The organism is Pseudomonas sp. PWP3-1b2 (assembly GCF_049896045.1).
Taxonomy (GTDB): Bacteria; Pseudomonadota; Gammaproteobacteria; order Pseudomonadales; family Pseudomonadaceae; genus Aquipseudomonas; species Aquipseudomonas antarctica_B.
In genome coordinates this window covers 142,504-159,705 of record NZ_JAFCTN010000005.1, presented here as the reverse complement: position 1 = coordinate 159,705, position 17,202 = coordinate 142,504, and the positions used below count along the sequence as shown (strand labels likewise).

The 17,202-nt window shown below is 61.0% G+C and carries 12 protein-coding genes; 11 read left to right on the top strand and 1 reads right to left on the bottom strand.

The window, feature by feature from the left end; genetic code table 11:
- The first annotated feature begins 50 nt into the window (after positions 1-50).
- Positions 51-896, top strand: a complete 846-nt coding sequence (gene choW / locus ACP7A2_RS05450; protein WP_426133399.1) for a choline ABC transporter permease subunit — start codon at positions 51-53, stop codon at positions 894-896.
- Complete coding sequence (gene choV, locus ACP7A2_RS05445; RefSeq protein ID WP_426133398.1) at positions 893-2,071, top strand: choline ABC transporter ATP-binding protein; 1,179 nt, start codon at positions 893-895, stop codon at positions 2,069-2,071. Before choW ends, choV begins: the two co-directional genes overlap by 4 nt.
- Before the next feature lie 159 nt (positions 2,072-2,230).
- Here the strand turns inward: choV and ACP7A2_RS05440 are convergent, their stop codons facing one another.
- The gene (locus tag ACP7A2_RS05440; protein WP_426133437.1) at positions 2,231-4,165 is read right to left on the bottom strand and encodes a BCCT family transporter; all 1,935 of its coding nucleotides are present in this window, start codon (positions 4,163-4,165) and stop codon (positions 2,231-2,233) included.
- Between the two features lie 390 nt (positions 4,166-4,555).
- On the opposite strand from ACP7A2_RS05440, the gene betI reads away from it, so the two are divergent.
- From betI to ACP7A2_RS05395, 9 genes are all read left to right on the top strand, one after another.
- On the top strand, positions 4,556-5,149 hold the full coding sequence (gene betI / locus ACP7A2_RS05435) for a transcriptional regulator BetI (protein ID WP_010207128.1): 594 nt from the start codon (positions 4,556-4,558) through the stop codon (positions 5,147-5,149).
- A 111-nt stretch (positions 5,150-5,260) separates the two neighbouring features.
- Positions 5,261-6,733 carry a betaine-aldehyde dehydrogenase gene (gene betB, locus ACP7A2_RS05430; protein WP_375066538.1) on the top strand — a complete coding sequence of 491 codons (1,473 nt, stop codon included), beginning with the start codon at positions 5,261-5,263 and terminating at the stop codon, positions 6,731-6,733.
- Positions 6,734-6,876: 143 nt separating this feature from the next.
- Complete coding sequence (gene betA / locus ACP7A2_RS05425) at positions 6,877-8,580, top strand: choline dehydrogenase (RefSeq protein WP_426133397.1); 1,704 nt, start codon at positions 6,877-6,879, stop codon at positions 8,578-8,580.
- A 180-nt stretch (positions 8,581-8,760) separates the two neighbouring features.
- The gene (locus ACP7A2_RS05420) at positions 8,761-10,203 is read left to right on the top strand and encodes a TldD/PmbA family protein (RefSeq protein WP_426133396.1); all 1,443 of its coding nucleotides are present in this window, start codon (positions 8,761-8,763) and stop codon (positions 10,201-10,203) included.
- A complete protein-coding gene (locus tag ACP7A2_RS05415; RefSeq protein WP_426133395.1) occupies positions 10,203-11,519 on the top strand; it encodes a TldD/PmbA family protein in 1,317 nt (438 codons plus the stop codon). The genes ACP7A2_RS05420 and ACP7A2_RS05415 overlap by 1 nt, the downstream gene beginning before the upstream one ends.
- Before the next feature lie 336 nt (positions 11,520-11,855).
- On the top strand, positions 11,856-12,746 hold the full coding sequence (locus tag ACP7A2_RS05410; RefSeq protein WP_426133394.1) for an alpha/beta fold hydrolase: 891 nt from the start codon (positions 11,856-11,858) through the stop codon (positions 12,744-12,746).
- Positions 12,747-12,781: 35 nt separating this feature from the next.
- The gene (gene mdtD, locus ACP7A2_RS05405) at positions 12,782-14,209 is read left to right on the top strand and encodes a multidrug transporter subunit MdtD (RefSeq protein ID WP_426133393.1); all 1,428 of its coding nucleotides are present in this window, start codon (positions 12,782-12,784) and stop codon (positions 14,207-14,209) included.
- Positions 14,210-14,339: 130 nt separating this feature from the next.
- A complete protein-coding gene (gene dbpA, locus ACP7A2_RS05400; protein WP_231982804.1) occupies positions 14,340-15,677 on the top strand; it encodes an ATP-dependent RNA helicase DbpA in 1,338 nt (445 codons plus the stop codon).
- A gap of 152 nt (positions 15,678-15,829) precedes the next feature.
- Entirely contained in the window at positions 15,830-17,008 is a 1,179-nt protein-coding gene (locus ACP7A2_RS05395; RefSeq protein ID WP_426133392.1) for an NAD(P)/FAD-dependent oxidoreductase, read from the top strand.
- Positions 17,009-17,202: the final 194 nt, after the last annotated feature.

Below are 17,202 nucleotides of genomic sequence, written 5' to 3'. Positions count from 1 at the left end.
GGTGCGCTGGCCCGGGATGTTTTCCCCTTCGCATGTGGACATTCACTACCATGCTGACTGAACATAAAATCCCACTAGGCCAGTACATCGCTGCCTTCGTTGAATGGTTGACCCAGCACGGTGCCAACTACTTCGACGCGATCGCATCGACCCTGGAAACGATGATCCACGGCGTGACGTTTGCGCTGACCTGGTTCAATCCGCTGGCGTTGATCGGTCTGGTTGCGCTGCTGGCTCACTTTATTCAACGCAAATGGGGCCTGACGGTGTTTGTCATTGCCTCCTTCCTGCTGATCCTGAACCTTGGGTACTGGCAGGAAACCATGGAAACCCTCGCGCAGGTGTTGTTCGCCACCCTGGTCTGCGTGGTCATTGGCGTGCCACTGGGCATTGTTGCCGCACACAAACCGCTGTTCTACACGATGATGCGGCCGGTGCTCGATCTGATGCAGACCGTACCGACCTTCGTCTACCTCATCCCGACCCTGACCCTCTTCGGGCTGGGTGTGGTGCCTGGGCTGATTTCCACGGTGGTGTTCGCGATTGCCGCGCCGATCCGCCTGACCTACCTGGGTATCCGCGATGTTCCACAAGAGTTGATGGACGCCGGCAAGGCCTTCGGCTGCTCGCGCCGTCAGTTGCTCTCACGTATTGAGCTGCCCCACGCCATGCCGAGCATTGCCGCCGGTATTACCCAATGCATCATGCTGTCGCTGTCGATGGTGGTGATCGCCGCCCTGGTGGGCGCTGATGGCCTCGGCAAACCGGTGGTCAACGCACTCAACACCGCCGACATCGCCCTGGGCTTTGAAGCCGGCCTGGCAATCGTATTGCTGGCCATCATGCTCGACCGCATCTGCAAACAACCCGACGCCAAAGTAGGGGGTGATGCATGAGCATTATCCGATTCGACAATGTCGACGTGATCTTCTCCAAAGACCCACGCGAAGCGCTCAAGCTGCTCGACCAGGGCCTGAGCCGTAACGAGATCCTGAAAAAAACCGGCCATATCGTCGGCGTTGAAAAAGCCAGCCTGGATGTGGAGAAAGGCGAAATCTGCGTGCTGATGGGCCTGTCCGGCTCCGGCAAGTCGAGCTTGCTGCGTTGCATCAACGGCCTCAACACCGTCAGCCGTGGCCAGCTGTTTGTGGAGCATGAAGGGCGCCAGATCGACATCGCGTCCTGCACGCCCGCCGAGCTGAAAATGATGCGCACCAAACGCATCGCCATGGTGTTCCAGAAGTTCGCCCTGATGCCCTGGCTGACGGTGCGCGAGAACATCAGCTTTGGCCTGGAGATGCAGGGCCGCCCGGAAAAAGAACGGCGCAAGCTGGTGGATGACAAGCTTGAGCTGGTGGGCCTGACCCAATGGCGTAACAAGAAGCCCGATGAGCTGTCCGGCGGCATGCAGCAGCGCGTCGGCCTGGCCCGCGCGTTGGCGATGGATGCCGATATTTTGTTGATGGACGAACCCTTCTCCGCCCTCGACCCGCTGATTCGCCAAGGCCTGCAAGACGAACTGCTGGAGCTGCAGCGCAAGCTGAGCAAGACCATCGTGTTTGTGAGTCACGACCTGGATGAGGCGCTGAAACTGGGCAGCCGCATCGCGATCATGAAAGACGGCAAGATCATCCAGTACAGCGTGCCGGAAGAGATCGTGCTGAACCCGGCGGATGACTATGTGCGCACCTTCGTCGCCCATACCAACCCGCTGAACGTATTGTGCGGCCGCAGCCTGATGCGCACTGTGGATAACTGCACCCACGTGAACGGCTCGATCAGCCTGGACCCGGGCGGTGATTCGTGGCTGGACCTGACCGAAGCCAATGTGATCAAAGGCGCACGCCAGAACGGCACGCCGTTGAACCTGCAGAACTGGGCACCGGGGCAACCGGTGGAAGGTTTGGCGCGGGTACCGACGCTGGTGGATTCGAATATCGGCATGCGCGATGCGTTGCAGATTCGGTATCACACCGGGAACAAGCTGGTGTTGCAGGACAATGACAAGGTGGTGGGGATACTCGGCGACAGCGAGCTCTACCATGCCCTGCTCGGCAAGAATCTCGGCTAAGCCCCAACTGAAGGAATGCGGTCAATGTGGGAGCTGGCTTGCCTGCGATAGCGCTGGTGAATTCACTAAAGCTATCGCAGGCAAGCCAGCTCCCACAGTTGACTGCATTACCAATGCTTGGACAGGTGGTGTCAGTGAGGACACCGCCCCGCTCAACCATCAGCTATAGACACGGCCAAGGAGCTGCCGATGGCTTTCAAACTGATCGAGCACATCCCGGGTGATCTGTTCCTGGGTGAAGCCCATCAGGTCGTACTCCTGAGGCCCATTGTGCAGGTAAACCTCGGCCCGGTAGTAACGCGTACGCTCTTCCTCAGGCACATCGCTCGGCGCCGACGAGTAAGCATCCAGGCTCACTTCGTAGACAAACGGGTTGCCCTCGTCCATCTCGATCCGCACACCGATGCAGCGCTTGGATTTACCGAGCAAGGTCTGCACTTCCAGCCCCTGATCACGCAACGCCGTCGCCGCTTCTTCCAGCGCCGGCGTGACGTGTTTATCCATAAAGCGCTGCACGGTGCCCTGGCTTGGCTGCAGGTCCAGCGCGGTCAGACGCTCGCTGAAACCACGACGGCCACGCTCGGCCAGTTGCGCCTGCTCCTGTTCCATCGCCACGTCCTGGCGCATGGCCTTGTGCAAACCGAACATGAACAAAATCAGCACCACCGAGAACGGCAACCCCGCCAACACCACCATGGTTTGCATGGCTTCGAAGTTGCCGGCAAACAGCAGGCCGATGGTCACCAGCGTGATCACCGCCGACCAGAAGATTCGCAGCCAGTGCGGCGCATCTTCGTCCACGTTGCCGCCTTTGCAAGACAGGTTAGCCATCATCACCGCGCCGGAATCCGCCGGGGTCAGGAACAGCACAAAGCCCACGAAGATCGACACGCCGATAACGATTTTCGACGCCGGGTAATGCTCCAGCAATTGGTAGATAGCCATGGACGGTTGTTCCAGCGCCGTCTTGCCCAACTCCACCGCACCGTGGTTCAGCACCAGGTCCAGCGCCGAGTTACCGAAGATCGACAGCCACGCCAGGGTGAAGCCCAGCGGAATCAGCAGCACGCCAGCCACCAGTTCACGCACCGTGCGACCACGGGAAATACGCGCGATGAACATGCCCACAAATGGCGCCCAGGAAATCCACCAGGCCCAGTAGAACAAGGTCCACAGGCCCATCCAGCGTTCAGTCTTGTCGGCGTCGCCTTCATACACATAGAGGTCGAAGGTTTTCAGCACGATGCCGTTCAGGTAGTCGCCCGTGTTCTGCACCAGGCCGTTAAGCAGGTGCAAGGTCGGGCCAAACAGCAGCACGAAGATCAGCAAACCGCTGAACAACACGATGTTGAGGTTGGACAAACGACGAATGCCGTTTTCCACACCCGACACAGCAGCGATGGTCGCCACGGTGCTCATCACGATGATCACGATCAGCAGGTTGGTGTTGCTGTGCGCCATGCCGAACAGGTTTTCCAGCCCGGACGACACTTGCATCGCGCCGATACCGAGGTTGGTCACCAGCCCGAGCAAAGTCACGAACATGCCGAAACCGTCCACCGCGTGGCCGGCCGCACCTTTCACCCAGCGCTCGCCCACCAACGGGTAGAGTGCCGAGCGCAGGGCCAGCGGCTGGTTGTGCCGGTAGGCGAAGTACGCCACGGCCAGGCCGACCAAGGCATAGATCGCCCAGCCGTGCAGGCCCCAGTGCAGGAAGGTCAGTTGCAGCGCCTGGCGTGCGGCGCCATTGCTGGCGGCGGCGCCTTCGGGCGGGTTGAAGTAGTGGTCCAGCGGCTCCGAGGCGCCAAAGTACAACAGCGAAATACCGATGCCCGACGAGAACAACATGCCGGCCCAGGCGCCGTAGCTGAAGTCCGGGGTGTCGTCCTTGCTGCCCAGTTTCAACTTGCCGTAGGACGAAAACGCCAGGCCAACCACGAACACCAGGTAAGCGGCGATGACCACCATGTAGTACCAGCCAAAGCTTTTCGACAGCCAGGCCTGCGCTACGCCAAGCATGCGCCCGGCCTCCTGCGGGGCGATGATCAGAATGGCGGTCAACAACAGAATCAGCGCGGTGGAGGTGTAAAACACCCAACCGTTGACCCGCACCTTTTCCGGCGGGGTCTTTATAAGAGAGGCAGAACTCATGGCGCAGATGCTCCAGGCAGTGCGAGAGAGAAACACAAGGCAACGGTTATCCCGGGACATCGATTTTTCGGCAGTCGACGGACGGGTGTTATAAAGACACCGCGAAAATTCCAGAACCCCGCCGAAGCGGTGACAGGCCCTGATACGGCCTGTTTCAAGGGTTTTTGCAGGTGTCATGGGTCGCCGCAAAGAGGCAGTAAATACCCATAGGTAGCGACCATTTGTCGCAGAGCTTATTCTTTGTTGATTGAACGTTCAATCAAAACAAAATAGACTGGCCTTCAAGTCGACGAACGTTCATCGCCCGTCGGCAGGCCTAAGGAGAGGTGCTACATGCCCAAGGTCGGTATGCAACCCATACGCCGCCAGCAGTTGATCGAGGCCACCTTGACGGCCATCGATCAGGTCGGGATGGGAGACGCCAGCATTGCGCTGATCGCCCGTTTGGCCGGTGTCTCGAACGGCATCATCAGTCACTATTTTCAGGACAAGAATGGCCTGATCGCCGCAACGATGCGGTACCTGATGAATGTGCTGATCGAGAACGTCCACGAACGCAGGCTTGCGCTGAAGGACGACAGCCCACGGGCGCACCTTCGGGTGATCATCGAGGGCAATTTCGACGCCAGCCAGGTCAATGGCCCGGCAATGAAAACCTGGCTGGCCTTCTGGGCCACCAGCATGCATCACCCGTCATTGCACAGGTTGCAGCGGATCAACGATCAACGTCTGTATTCCAACCTGTGCTGCCAGTTCCGCCGAGTGCTGCCACTGCCGCACGCACGCAAAGCAGCCAGAGGCCTGGCAGCCCTGATCGACGGTTTGTGGTTGCGCGGCGCCCTGTCGGGAGACGCTTTCGACACGGAACAGGCGCAGCGGATCGCTTACGAATACATGGATTTCCAATTGGCCAAGCAGGTGAGTTAGAGCACACATAACCGCTCAACCCCTGAACGGCTGTCGCTGAGTGTTGCCACACCCATATGGCCCCACTTTTCGGCGGTTAACGCCAACCACTTATGCACTTGCGAGGACTTTATGGCCCGTTTCGAACTGCAAAAACTCTACATTGACGGCGGCTACAGCGACGCTGGCAGCGATGCCACCTTCGAAGCCATCAACCCGGCTAACGGTGAAGTTCTCGCCCAAGTGCAGCGTGCTACCAAAGACGACGTTGAACGTGCCGTGGTCAGCGCTGAAAAAGGTCAGAAAATCTGGGCCGCGATGACCGCCATGGAGCGTTCGCGCATCCTGCGCCGTGCCGTCGACATCCTGCGCGAGCGCAACGATGAGTTGGCCGCCCTGGAAACTCTGGACACCGGCAAGCCGTTCTCCGAAACCCAATACGTCGACGTGGTGACGGGCGCTGACGTGCTGGAATACTACGCAGGCCTGGTGCCGGCGATCGAAGGCGAGCAGATCCCGCTGCGTGACACCTCTTTCGTCTACACCCGCCGCGAGCCGCTGGGCGTTGTAGCCGGTATCGGCGCGTGGAACTACCCGATCCAGATCGCGCTGTGGAAATCCGCACCGGCCCTGGCGGCGGGTAACGCGATGATCTTCAAGCCAAGTGAAGTCACTTCGCTGACCACCCTTAAACTGGCTGAGATCTACACCGAAGCCGGCGTTCCAGCAGGCGTGTTCAACGTACTGACCGGCAGCGGCCGTGAAGTCGGCACCTGGCTGACCGAGCACCCGCGCATCGAGAAAGTCTCGTTCACCGGCGGCACCGACACCGGCAAGAAAGTCATGGCCAGCGCTTCGAGCTCTTCGCTCAAAGAAGTGACCATGGAACTGGGCGGCAAGTCCCCGCTGATCATTTTCGACGACGCCGACCTCGATCGCGCCGCCGACATCGCGATGATGGCCAACTTCTACAGCTCCGGTCAGGTCTGCACCAACGGCACTCGCGTGTTCGTGCCAAAGCACCTGCAAGCAGCGTTTGAAGCCAAGATCGCCGAGCGTGTTGCGCGTATTCGCATCGGCAGCCCGCAAGACGAAAACACCAACTTCGGCCCGCTGGTCAGCTTTGCCCACATGGAAAGCGTGCTGGGTTACATCAGCAAGGGTAAAGAGCAAGGCGCCCGCCTGCTGTGTGGCGGCGACCGCCTGACCGAAGGCGACTTCGCCAAAGGCGCCTTCGTGGCCCCGACCGTGTTCACCGACTGCACCGACGACATGGTCATCGTGCGTGAAGAAATCTTCGGCCCCGTGATGAGCATCCTCACTTACGAGACCGAAGAAGAAGTGATCCGCCGCGCCAACGACACCGACTTCGGTTTGGCTGCCGGCCTTGTGACCAAAGACCTGAACCGCGCCCACCGCGTGATTCATCAGTTGGAAGCGGGTATCTGCTGGATCAACGCATGGGGCGAGTCCGACGCAAAAATGCCGGTCGGCGGCTACAAGCAATCGGGTGTTGGCCGTGAGAACGGCATCAGCTCGCTGAACAACTTCACCCGCATCAAATCGGTACAGGTTGAGCTGGGCGACTACGCCTCGGTGTTCTAACACCCAGGTTTTGTGTTGCCTGCGAGGCCGCCATCGCAGGCAAGCCAGCTCCCACATGTTGACCGTGTGAACCCGATCAAATGTGGGAGCGGGCTTGCCCGCGATGAGGCCCGACCTGACCATCTCAAAAGAGGGTGCATTTTATGTCCCAAGAATACGATTACATCATTGTGGGTGCCGGCTCCGCCGGTAACACCCTGGCGACCCGTCTGACCGAAGACGAAGGCGTCACCGTTCTGCTGCTGGAAGCCGGCGGCCCTGACTACCGTCTCGACTTCCGTACCCAGATGCCCGCCGCCCTGGCGTTCCCGCTGCAAGGCCGTCGCTATAACTGGGCCTACGAAACCGATCCAGAGCCACACATGAATGGCCGCCGGATGGAATGCGGTCGCGGCAAGGGCCTGGGTGGTTCCTCGCTGATCAACGGCATGTGCTACATCCGTGGCAACGCCATGGACTACGACAACTGGGCAAAACTGCCGGGTCTGGAAAACTGGACCTACCTCGATTGCCTGCCGTATTTCCGCAAGGCCGAAACCCGCGACATCGGCCCGAACGATTGGCACGGCGGCGATGGCCCGGTCAGCGTGACCACGCCCAAAGCCGGCAACAACCCGCTGTTCCACGCGATGGTTGAAGCAGGCGTACAGGCCGGTTACCCGCGTACCGAAGACTTGAACGGCTACCAGCAAGAAGGCTTCGGCCCGATGGACCGTACCGTCACGCCTAACGGCCGTCGCGCCAGCACCGCGCGCGGTTACCTGGACACGGCCAAAAAGCGTTCGACTCTGACCATCGTCACCCACGCCCTCACCGACAAAGTGTTGTTCGAAGGCAAGCGTGCCGTTGGCGTGCGTTACCTGATCGGCGCCGCTGAAGAGCGCGTTGAAGCCCGTGCGCGTAAAGAAGTGCTGGTGTGCAGCGGCGCAATCGCTTCGCCGCAACTGCTGCAACGCTCCGGCGTCGGCCCGGCCAAACTGCTGGAAAGCCTTGATATCCCGGTGGTCCACGACCTGCCCGGCGTCGGCGAAAACCTGCAGGATCACCTTGAGCTGTACCTGCAATATGCATGCACCCAACCGGTCTCGCTGTACCCGTCGCTGCTCTGGTACAACCAGCCGGCCATCGGTGCCGAGTGGCTGTTCAACGGCACCGGTATCGGCGCCAGCAACCAGTTCGAAGCCGGCGGTTTTATCCGTTCGCGTCCGGAATTCGAATGGCCGAACATCCAGTACCACTTCCTGCCGGTGGCGATTAACTACAACGGCAGCAACGGTGTGAAAGAGCACGGCTTCCAGGCGCACATGGGTTCCATGCGTTCGCCGAGCCGTGGCCGCGTGCACCTGAAGTCGAAGAACCCACGGGACTACCCGAGCATCCTCTTCAACTACATGGCCACCGAGCAGGACTGGCAGGAATTCCGTGACGGCATCCGCCTGACCCGCGAAATCATGCAACAGCCGGCGCTGGACCAGTACCGTGGTCGCGAAATCAGCCCCGGTATTGAAGTGCAAACCGATGAACAGCTGGACACGTTCATCCGCGAGCACGCCGAAACCGCGTTCCACCCGTCCTGCTCGTGCAAGATGGGCACCGACGAGATGGCGGTGGTGGATGGCGAAGGCCGCGTGCACGGCATGCAAGGCCTGCGCGTGGTGGATGCGTCGATCATGCCGATCATCACCACCGGCAACCTGAACGCGCCAACGATCATGATCGCCGAGAAAATCGCCGACAAGATCCGCGGCCGCCAGCCGCTGCCGCGCAGCACCGCCGACTACTACGTGGCAGGCGATGCGCCAGTGCGTGGCAAGCCGCTGCGTGAAGTGGGCCCGCTGGCGCAGTAACGGACACACCGCGGTGCTCCCATCGCAGGCAAGCCAGCTCCCACATTTTGATAGGTGACCACCTTCAAAATGTGGGAGCTGGCTTGCCTGCGATGAGGCCCGACCATTCACTGCAAAACCTCTCCTTGATCAGCTACTCTGTCTGCCTGCCCGCGACGAGCCGCCCACAAGGAAGGCCCCATGTTCGACAAACACGCCACACTCAAACAGCATTTCAGTGCCCTGCGCACCCGTGCCGAGTTCTTCTCGCTGCGCTACGTTCGCGAATCCGGCCAGTACCTCTCGGTACGCAAAAACGTCGCCGAACCGCCCCACCTGAACCACGACGAAGGCGCGATGCTCACCGTGCGCCTCAACGGTGTGGAAGCCTACGCCGCAACCAACGACATTTCCCTCACGGGCCTGCAAGCCGCCCTTGAGCGTGCCGAGCACCAAGCCCGGCAGATCAACCCTCACGCCCTGCTCGACCTGCGCGACCAACACGTCTCCAGCGACGTGGCCGACTACCTGTCGCCCGACCTCGACCAGCCCTTCCCGTCCCTGAGCGACTGCTACCAATTGCTCGGCAACGAATCGGCCGCCGTGCCCAAGGACGAGCGCCTGGTGAACTGGGAAGTCAGCCTGGGCCTGACCCACGTCGAGCAGATCTACCTCAACAGTGCCGGCGCCGAACTGCGCCAGGCCCAGCGCTTTGTGTTCCCCGGCGTCAACGTCACCGCCTACGACGGCAATGACAGCCAGACCCGCACCCTGGGTGGCAGCAACTTCGGCCAGCAAGGCGGCTTTGACGTGATCAGCCGCTTTGGCCTGGTGGGCGCCGCGCCGCGCATCGCCGACGAAGCCTTGCAACTGCTGCTCGCGCCAAACACACCCAACGGCCCGCGCGACCTGTTGTTGATGCCCGACCAGATGATCCTGCAGATCCACGAGTCCATCGGCCACCCGCTGGAACTGGACCGCATCCTCGGTGACGAGCGCAACTACGCCGGCACCAGCTTTGTGAAAGCCAGCGACTTCGGCCACCTGCAATACGGCTCGCCGTTGCTCAATGTGACCTTCGACCCGGACATCCCCGAACAGCTCGCCAGCTACGGCCATGACGACGAGGGCAGCGCCGCCAGCAAGCAATTCCTGATCCGCGAAGGGCTGTTGCTCAAACCCTTGGGCGGTGCGTTGTCGCAGTTTCGTTCAGGCATGAGCGGCGTGGCCAACAGCCGCGCCTGCAGCTGGAACCGCCCGCCGATCGACCGCATGGCCAACCTGAACATCGAGGCCGGTGACAGGAGCCTGCAGCAACTGGTCGGCGGCATCGAAAACGGCATTCTGATGTCGACCAACCGTTCGTGGTCTATCGACGATGCGCGCAACAAATTCCAGTTCGGCTGCGAATGGGGCCAACTGATCGAAAACGGCGAACTCAAGGGCGTGGTGAAAAACCCGAACTACCGCGCGATTTCCGCGCAGTTCTGGCGCAACCTCAGCGCCGTCGGCGACGCCAGCACCTTCAAGGTGTTGGGCACGCCGAACTGTGGCAAGGGCGAGCCGAACCAGGTGATCCGCGTCGGCCACGCCTCGCCGGCCTGTGTGTTCAGCAATGTCGACGTATTTGGGGGAGATGCCTGATGACTAACTTCAAGGCACTGGTGGAATGGCTCAAAGAAGCCGTCACCGACAAGGAACAATTTCACCTGGGCTACGCCGATGAAGCCTCCGAGTTCGTGCGTTTCAACCATGCTCAGGTGCGTCAGGCCGGGCAGGTGCAACAGGCCAGTCTCAACCTGAAACTGATCGACGGCGGCCGCCACGCCGACTTGGGTATCACCTTGTCCGGCGAGCCGGAACTGGACCGCCAACGCCTCGCCGATGGCCTGCAGCAATTGCGCGAAACGCTGCCATTGCTGCCGCAGGACCCGTACCTGCTGCTCAATCACAACGCCTGGCAGAGCAACAACGAACAGACCCGGCCCTTGCCGGAACTGGCCCTGGTACTGGAAGACATCCGCCGCGCCGCCGACGGCGTGGACCTGGTCGGCTTCTACGCCGCCGGCCCGATCACCCGTGGTTTTGCCAGCTCCGACGGCGCGTTTGGCTGGCACCGCGCGAACAGCTTCAACTTCGATTTCAGCCTGTTCCACGCCAATGGCGAGGCGGTAAAAGCCAGCTACGCCGGGCACACCTGGGACAGCGCCGAGTTCGCTGCGCGCTTCCAGCAGGCCCGCGAGCAGCTCGAATTTCTCGGCCGCCCACTGCACCCACTGGCGCCCGGCCAATACCGCGCCTACCTCGCCCCGGCGGCACTGGAAGAAATTTTCAGCATCATCACCTGGGGTGGCTTTTCCGCCCAGGCCATCGCCAGCAAAGGCAGCTCGCTGCAAAAGCTCTACGCCGGTGAGCAATCGCTGAGCCCGTTGGTGACGGTCAACGAGCAGATCAGCGGCTCGTTGAGCCAGGCATTTTCCACCGAAGGCTACCCGCGCGGTGACGTCACGCTGATCAAGGCCGGCAAGGCCGAGGGCCAGTTGATCAACTCGCGCAGCGCCGCCGAATATGGCCTGAGCACCAACGGCGCCAGCAGTGATGAATCCCCCAGCGCCTTGCAAGTGGCGGCGGGCAATTTGGCCCAGGCCGATATCCTCAAGCAACTGGGCACCGGGCTGTACATCAGCAACCTGTGGTACCTGAACTACTCCGACCTGCCGGCCGCCCGCCTGACCGGCATGACCCGCTTCGCGACGTTCTGGGTGGAAGACGGCGAGATCAAGGCGCCGGTCAGCACCATGCGCTTTGATGACAGCGTGTACAGCCTGCTGGGTTCGCAACTGGAAGCGCTGACGGCGGAGCGCGAGCTGTTGTTGTCGGCGAGTACCTATAGCCAGCGCAATACCGCCTCCAATCTGCTGCCGGGAGCCCTGGTAAAACGCCTCACGCTAACCTTGTAAACAACCACTTGCCCCGTCTTGTGTGGGGCTGACTTGTGTGGGAGCTGGCTTGCCTGCGATGCAGACACCTCGGTATCTCAGTAGAACCGCAGTGATGCTATCGCAGGCAAGCCAGCTCCCACACAAGCCCTCTCCCACACTGTTTTGTGTTGATTTCCGACATCCCGCTTTACCCCTTCCTACCGCAAAATCTCATCTAACACTTATCACCGCTCGGCCTGTTGTCGCCTGTAAAAAACCTCGCTATAACGGTTAGTGGCATTCCGCCACCTAAACCCGCGTGCGCGCGTGTGTGTGCACGACCTTGCCCAGGATAAGGCAAGCTGGAGCGTTGACATGAACCATGGAAGTTTTGTCATTCAAAGGCTGTTCAAGCACTACAACGTTCACATTGAAAGACTGGGTAACAACCCGAACAAAAAAACCGTCCTGCTGGTCAACGGAGCCCTCTCCACCACCCGCTCGTTTGCCCGCACCAGCAAATGCCTGGCGGAACACTTCAATGTGCTGCTGTTCGATCTGCCGTTCTCCGGCTACTCCCGCGAACACAACGCCGACCTCGACCTGGTGACCAAGGACGACGAGGTGCAAATCCTCAGGGCGCTGGTGGAGCGCTTTGAAGTCAACCACTTGGTGTCGGCGTCCTGGGGCGGCATCTCCACGCTGCTGACCCTGGCCCAAAACCCGCCCTCCATCGAAAGTTCAGTGGTGATGGCGCTGGCGCCCAACCTTAACCAAGCCATGCTCGACTACGTGGAACGGGTGCGTGTGTTGATCGAGGCCGATGACAAATCCGCCGTCGGCCACTTGCTCAACGAGACGGTGGGCAAGTACCTGTCACCGCGCCTCAAGCGCAACAACCATCGGCACCTGTCGAACATGGCCACCACCGAGTACCGCCAGGCGCGCTTTCATATCCATCAGGTGCTGGCCCTGGGCGATGGCAACTACTTGCCGACCCTCAAACAGATCGAAACGCCCGTGCATTTCCTCAACGGCACGCTGGACGAATACACCCCCGCCGCCGACGCGCAGTTGTTTAAAAGATACGTGGGCCGCAGCACGTTTGCGGTCGCCGAACACACCGGGCATTTACTTGATCTGGAGTCTCGCGAAGCCGCGTTGTCGGTACACCGGGCGCTGTTGGATTTTTTGGTGGGAGAGCACGCAAAGTTGTCGGATTTAGACGAACCGCCAGTGGGAAAAGGAGTGACGGATGGCGCATAATCGCCAACACATAGCCTGCTAACAAAAGGTTCTTCATGCCGAATCGCGTCCCGCTCGATGCCAAGACCGCCCGCTGGTTGCCCTGGGTGGTGGCGATTGCCTTCTTCATGCAGTCTCTGGACGGGACGATTCTCAACACGGCGCTGCCGGCCATGGCCCGGGACCTCGCGGAAAACCCGCTGCGCATGCAAGGGGTGGTGATCGCTTACATGCTCACCGTCGCCTTGCTGATCCCGGCGTCGGGCTGGGTGGCCGACCGTTTCGGCACCAAGAAGATTTTCTTCGGCGCGATCATGCTGTTTACCATCGGCTCGCTGCTGTGCGCACTGTCCAGCAGCTTGACCATGCTGGTGGGCGCGCGGGTGATTCAGGGCTTGGGCGGTGCCCTGATGTTGCCGGTCGGGCGATTGGTCGTACTGCGCGCCTACCCCCGCTCCGAACTGGTGCGCATCATGGGCTTCATCACCATTCCCGGCCTGCTCGGCCCTTTGCTCGGCCCGACGATGGGCGGCTGGATGGTGCAATACCTGACCTGGCACTGGATCTTCCTGATCAACCTGCCGGTGGGCATGATCGGCTGCTACGCCGTATGGAAGCTCATCCCCGACCTGCGCGGCAGCGAGCGCACGCGCTTTGACAGTGTGGGCTTTCTGCTGTTTGGCGCGGCGATGGTGCTGATCACCATTGCCATGGAAGGCTTGGGCGAACTGCACCTGCCGCACCTGCGGGTGATGTTGCTGCTGTTCGGCGGGCTGGCGTGCCTGGCGGCGTATTGGCTGCGCGCCGGGCATATCGATAACCCGCTGTTCTCGCCGGTGCTGTTCAAGACGCGCACCTTTGCCGTGGGCATTCTTGGCAACCTGTTTGCGCGGCTGGGCAGCGGCGCATTGCCGTTTCTGGTGCCGTTGCTGTTGCAGGTGGCGCTGGGGTATTCGCCGTCGGAAGCGGGCATGAGCATGTTGCCGTTGGCGGCGGCGGCGATGTTTGCCAAGTCCATTGCGCGCACGCTGATCGAACGCCTGGGCTACCGCGTGGTGCTGACCGGCAACACGCTGTTGCTGGGCATCATGCTCGCCAGCATGGGCCTGGTCAGCGAGCACACGCCCTACCCGCTGCTGCTGTGCATGCTGGCGGTGTTGGGCGCGGTCAACTCCCTGCAATTTACCGCGATGAACACCGTCACCCTCATCGACCTCGACGACGCCCAGGCCAGCAGCGGCAACAGTTTGCTGTCGGTGGTGGCGCAATTGTCCTTGAGCCTCGGCGTGGCCTGCGCCGGTGCGCTGCTCGGCGGGTTCACCCTGGAGACCGGCAACGATGGCGTGGAAAGCGTGCTCGGCGCCTTCCAGCTGACCTTCCTCACCGTGGGCATCATGGCGATGCTGGCAGCGGCGATCTTCCTGCAACTGTCGCCTACAGACGGCAAACGGGTGGTCAGCCGCGAGCACGATATCGAGCATTAACAGGCTTCTCGTCTAGAACTTGCGGGGAAAATCCCACAGGGCTGGTACACTGCGCGACATTTTGTTTTGCAGAGCCAGTCCCGTGACTACCATCGCCACCGCTTTTAATACTTTGCCCCTGTCCGCCGCCATGCTGGCTAACCTCGACTCGCTGGGTTATGTCGAGATGACGCAGATCCAGGCGCAAAGCTTGCCGGTGATCCTCAAGGGGCTGGACCTGATTGCCCAGGCCAAGACCGGCAGCGGCAAGACCGCCGCCTTCGGCATCGGCCTGTTGAACCCGATCAACCCGCGCTACTTCGGTTGCCAGGCGCTGGTGATGTGCCCGACCCGTGAACTGGCCGACCAGGTTGCCAAGGAAATTCGCCGGCTGGCGCGTGCCGAAGACAACATCAAGGTGCTGACCCTGTGCGGCGGCGTGTCCCTCGGCCCGCAGATCGCCTCGCTGGAACACGGCGCCCACGTCATCGTTGGTACACCGGGCCGTATCCAGCAGCACCTGCGCAAGGGTTCGCTGGTACTCGACGGCCTGAACACGCTGATCCTCGACGAAGCCGACCGCATGCTCGACATGGGCTTCTACGACGCCATCGAAGACATCATCAGCAAGACCCCGCCGCGCCGCCAGACCCTGCTGTTCTCGGCCACCTACCCGGTGAGCATCAAGCAGCTGGCCTCGAAATTCATGCGCGCGCCGCAGCAAGTGAAGGCCGAAGCGTTCCACTCCGACGACCAGATCGAGCAGCGTTTCTACGAGATCTCGCCGGAAGAGCGCATGGACGCCGTGACCAAGGTGTTGGCGCACTTCCGCCCGGCTTCGTGCGTAGCGTTCTGCTTCACCAAGCAGCAAGTGCAGGAAACCGTGGATCACCTGACGTCCAAGGGCATTTCAGCCGTCGGCCTGCATGGCGACCTGGAACAGCGCGACCGTGACCAGGTGCTGGCGATGTTCGCCAACCGCAGCACCTCGGTACTGGTTGCCACCGACGTGGCTGCGCGTGGCCTGGACATTGACTCGCTGGACATGGTGATCAACGTCGAACTGGCCCGCGACTCGGAAATCCACATTCACCGCGTGGGCCGTACTGGCCGTGCCGGTGAGACGGGCATTGCGATCAGCCTGGTCGCGCCGTCCGAAGCACACCGCGCCCAGGCCATCGAGCAACTGCAGAAGTCGCCGCTGAACTGGGACCAACTGGACAACCTCAAGCCGCAAAGCGGTGGCCCGTTGCTGCCCGTGATGAGCACCCTGTGCATCGCCGCCGGCCGTAAAGACAAGGTTCGCCCAGGCGACATCCTCGGCGCACTGACCGGCGATGCCGGCATTCCAGGTGCCCAGGTTGGCAAGATTGCGATCTTTGATTTCCAGGCATTTGTGGCCGTTGAACGCGGGATCGCCAAGCAGGCGCTGCAGCGTTTGAACGACGGCAAGATCAAAGGCCGCTCGTTGCGCGTGCGTATTTTGTAAGAAAACCGCGCTCCCGTTGAAGGAAGCGAATCAATGTGGGAGCTGGCTTGCCTGCGATAGCGGTGGTGAATTCACCGCCCTCATCGCAGGCAAGCCAGCTCCCACAGTTTTGATTGCATTTGAGCCCCCTATTTTTTTGTGAGGACACCGCTGTGCGCTCGACCGAAGTTGTGATCATTGGCGCCGGCGCCGCAGGTTTGATGTGTGCACTGACCGCCGCCGGGCGTGGGCGCAAAGTGATGTTGATCGACCACGCCAACAAGGCCGGCAAGAAGATCCTCATGTCGGGCGGTGGCCGCTGCAATTTCACCAACCTGTACACCGAGCCGGCCAACTTCCTCTCGCACAACGCGCACTTCTGCAAGTCCGCCCTGGCCCGCTACACCCAGTGGGATTTCATCGGGCTGGTGGCCAAGCACGGCGTGCCGTACCACGAGAAGAAACTCGGCCAGCTGTTCTGCGACAACAAGTCCAGCGACATCCTCGGCATGCTGCTCGACGAATGCATCCAGACCGGCGTGAGTCTGCACCTGGACACTTCGATCGAAGAAATTGCCAAAGTCGAGGGTGGCTACCAGTTGCAGACCACCTTGGGCGAACTGCGCTGCGAATCCCTGGTGATCGCCACGGGCGGCCTGTCGATTCCGACCCTGGGCGCCACCGGGTTTGGTTATCAAGTGGCCAGACAGTTCGGCCATGAATTGCTGCCAACCCGCGCCGGGTTGGTGCCGTTCACCATCACTGACCAGCTCAAGGAGATGTGTGGCGAATTGTCCGGCACGTCTGTGGACTGCCTGGTGATCTGCAACGACCAGAGCTTTCGCGAGAATATCCTGTTCACCCACCGTGGCCTGAGCGGGCCGGCGATCCTGCAGATTTCGTCGTACTGGGAACCCGGCGACACGGTGCAGATCAACCTGCTGCCGGATCACGACGCTCACGACTGGCTGCAGCAGCAACAGGCCGAACGCCCGAACAGCGAGCTGAAAACCCTGCTGGGCGAAATCTTCACCAAGAAGATGGCCAACCTGCTGGCGGAGACCTGGTTCGTGTCCAAGCCGATGAAGCAGTACACTCACGCCGAAATCGCCGACATCGCGCAAAAACTCGGCAATTGGCAGTTGGTACCAGCGGGCACCGAGGGCTATCGCACCGCCGAAGTGACACTGGGCGGGGTGGACACGCGGGAAGTGTCGTCCAAGACCATGGAATCGCTGAAAAGCCCGGGGCTGTACTTTATTGGTGAAGTGCTGGATGTGACCGGTCACCTGGGCGGGTTCAATTTCCAGTGGGCCTGGGCCTCAGGATACGCCGCCGCGCAATACGCCTGACAAAAGGCTGCACTCGGTCAAAATGTGGGAGCTGGCTTGCCTGCGATAGCGGTAGTGAATTCACCGCCGCTATCGCAGGCAAGCCAGCTCCCACATTGGTTTGGCGGCGCATGCAATAAATTTTGCTGGCAGATGTGATCGCCACGCTTGCCGTGACGTCACTGATGGCTCAATTTAGCGGCATTGTCCCGGAA

What these genes read in the sequence shown, in the direction of transcription:
- ACP7A2_RS05420 (WP_426133396.1), top strand. Translation starts at nt 8,761, where the DNA reads ATGTTCGACAAACACGCCACACTCAAACAGCATTTCAGTGCCCTGCGC.
- ACP7A2_RS05410 (WP_426133394.1), top strand. Translation starts at nt 11,856, where the DNA reads ATGAACCATGGAAGTTTTGTCATTCAAAGGCTGTTCAAGCACTACAAC.
- ACP7A2_RS05415 (WP_426133395.1), top strand. Translation starts at nt 10,203, where the DNA reads ATGACTAACTTCAAGGCACTGGTGGAATGGCTCAAAGAAGCCGTCACC.
- choW (WP_426133399.1), top strand. Translation starts at nt 51, where the DNA reads ATGCTGACTGAACATAAAATCCCACTAGGCCAGTACATCGCTGCCTTC.
- betA (WP_426133397.1), top strand. Translation starts at nt 6,877, where the DNA reads ATGTCCCAAGAATACGATTACATCATTGTGGGTGCCGGCTCCGCCGGT.
- dbpA (WP_231982804.1), top strand. Translation starts at nt 14,340, where the DNA reads ATGCTGGCTAACCTCGACTCGCTGGGTTATGTCGAGATGACGCAGATC.
- betB (WP_375066538.1), top strand. Translation starts at nt 5,261, where the DNA reads ATGGCCCGTTTCGAACTGCAAAAACTCTACATTGACGGCGGCTACAGC.
- betI (WP_010207128.1), top strand. Translation starts at nt 4,556, where the DNA reads ATGCCCAAGGTCGGTATGCAACCCATACGCCGCCAGCAGTTGATCGAG.
- mdtD (WP_426133393.1), top strand. Translation starts at nt 12,782, where the DNA reads ATGCCGAATCGCGTCCCGCTCGATGCCAAGACCGCCCGCTGGTTGCCC.
- choV (WP_426133398.1), top strand. Translation starts at nt 893, where the DNA reads ATGAGCATTATCCGATTCGACAATGTCGACGTGATCTTCTCCAAAGAC.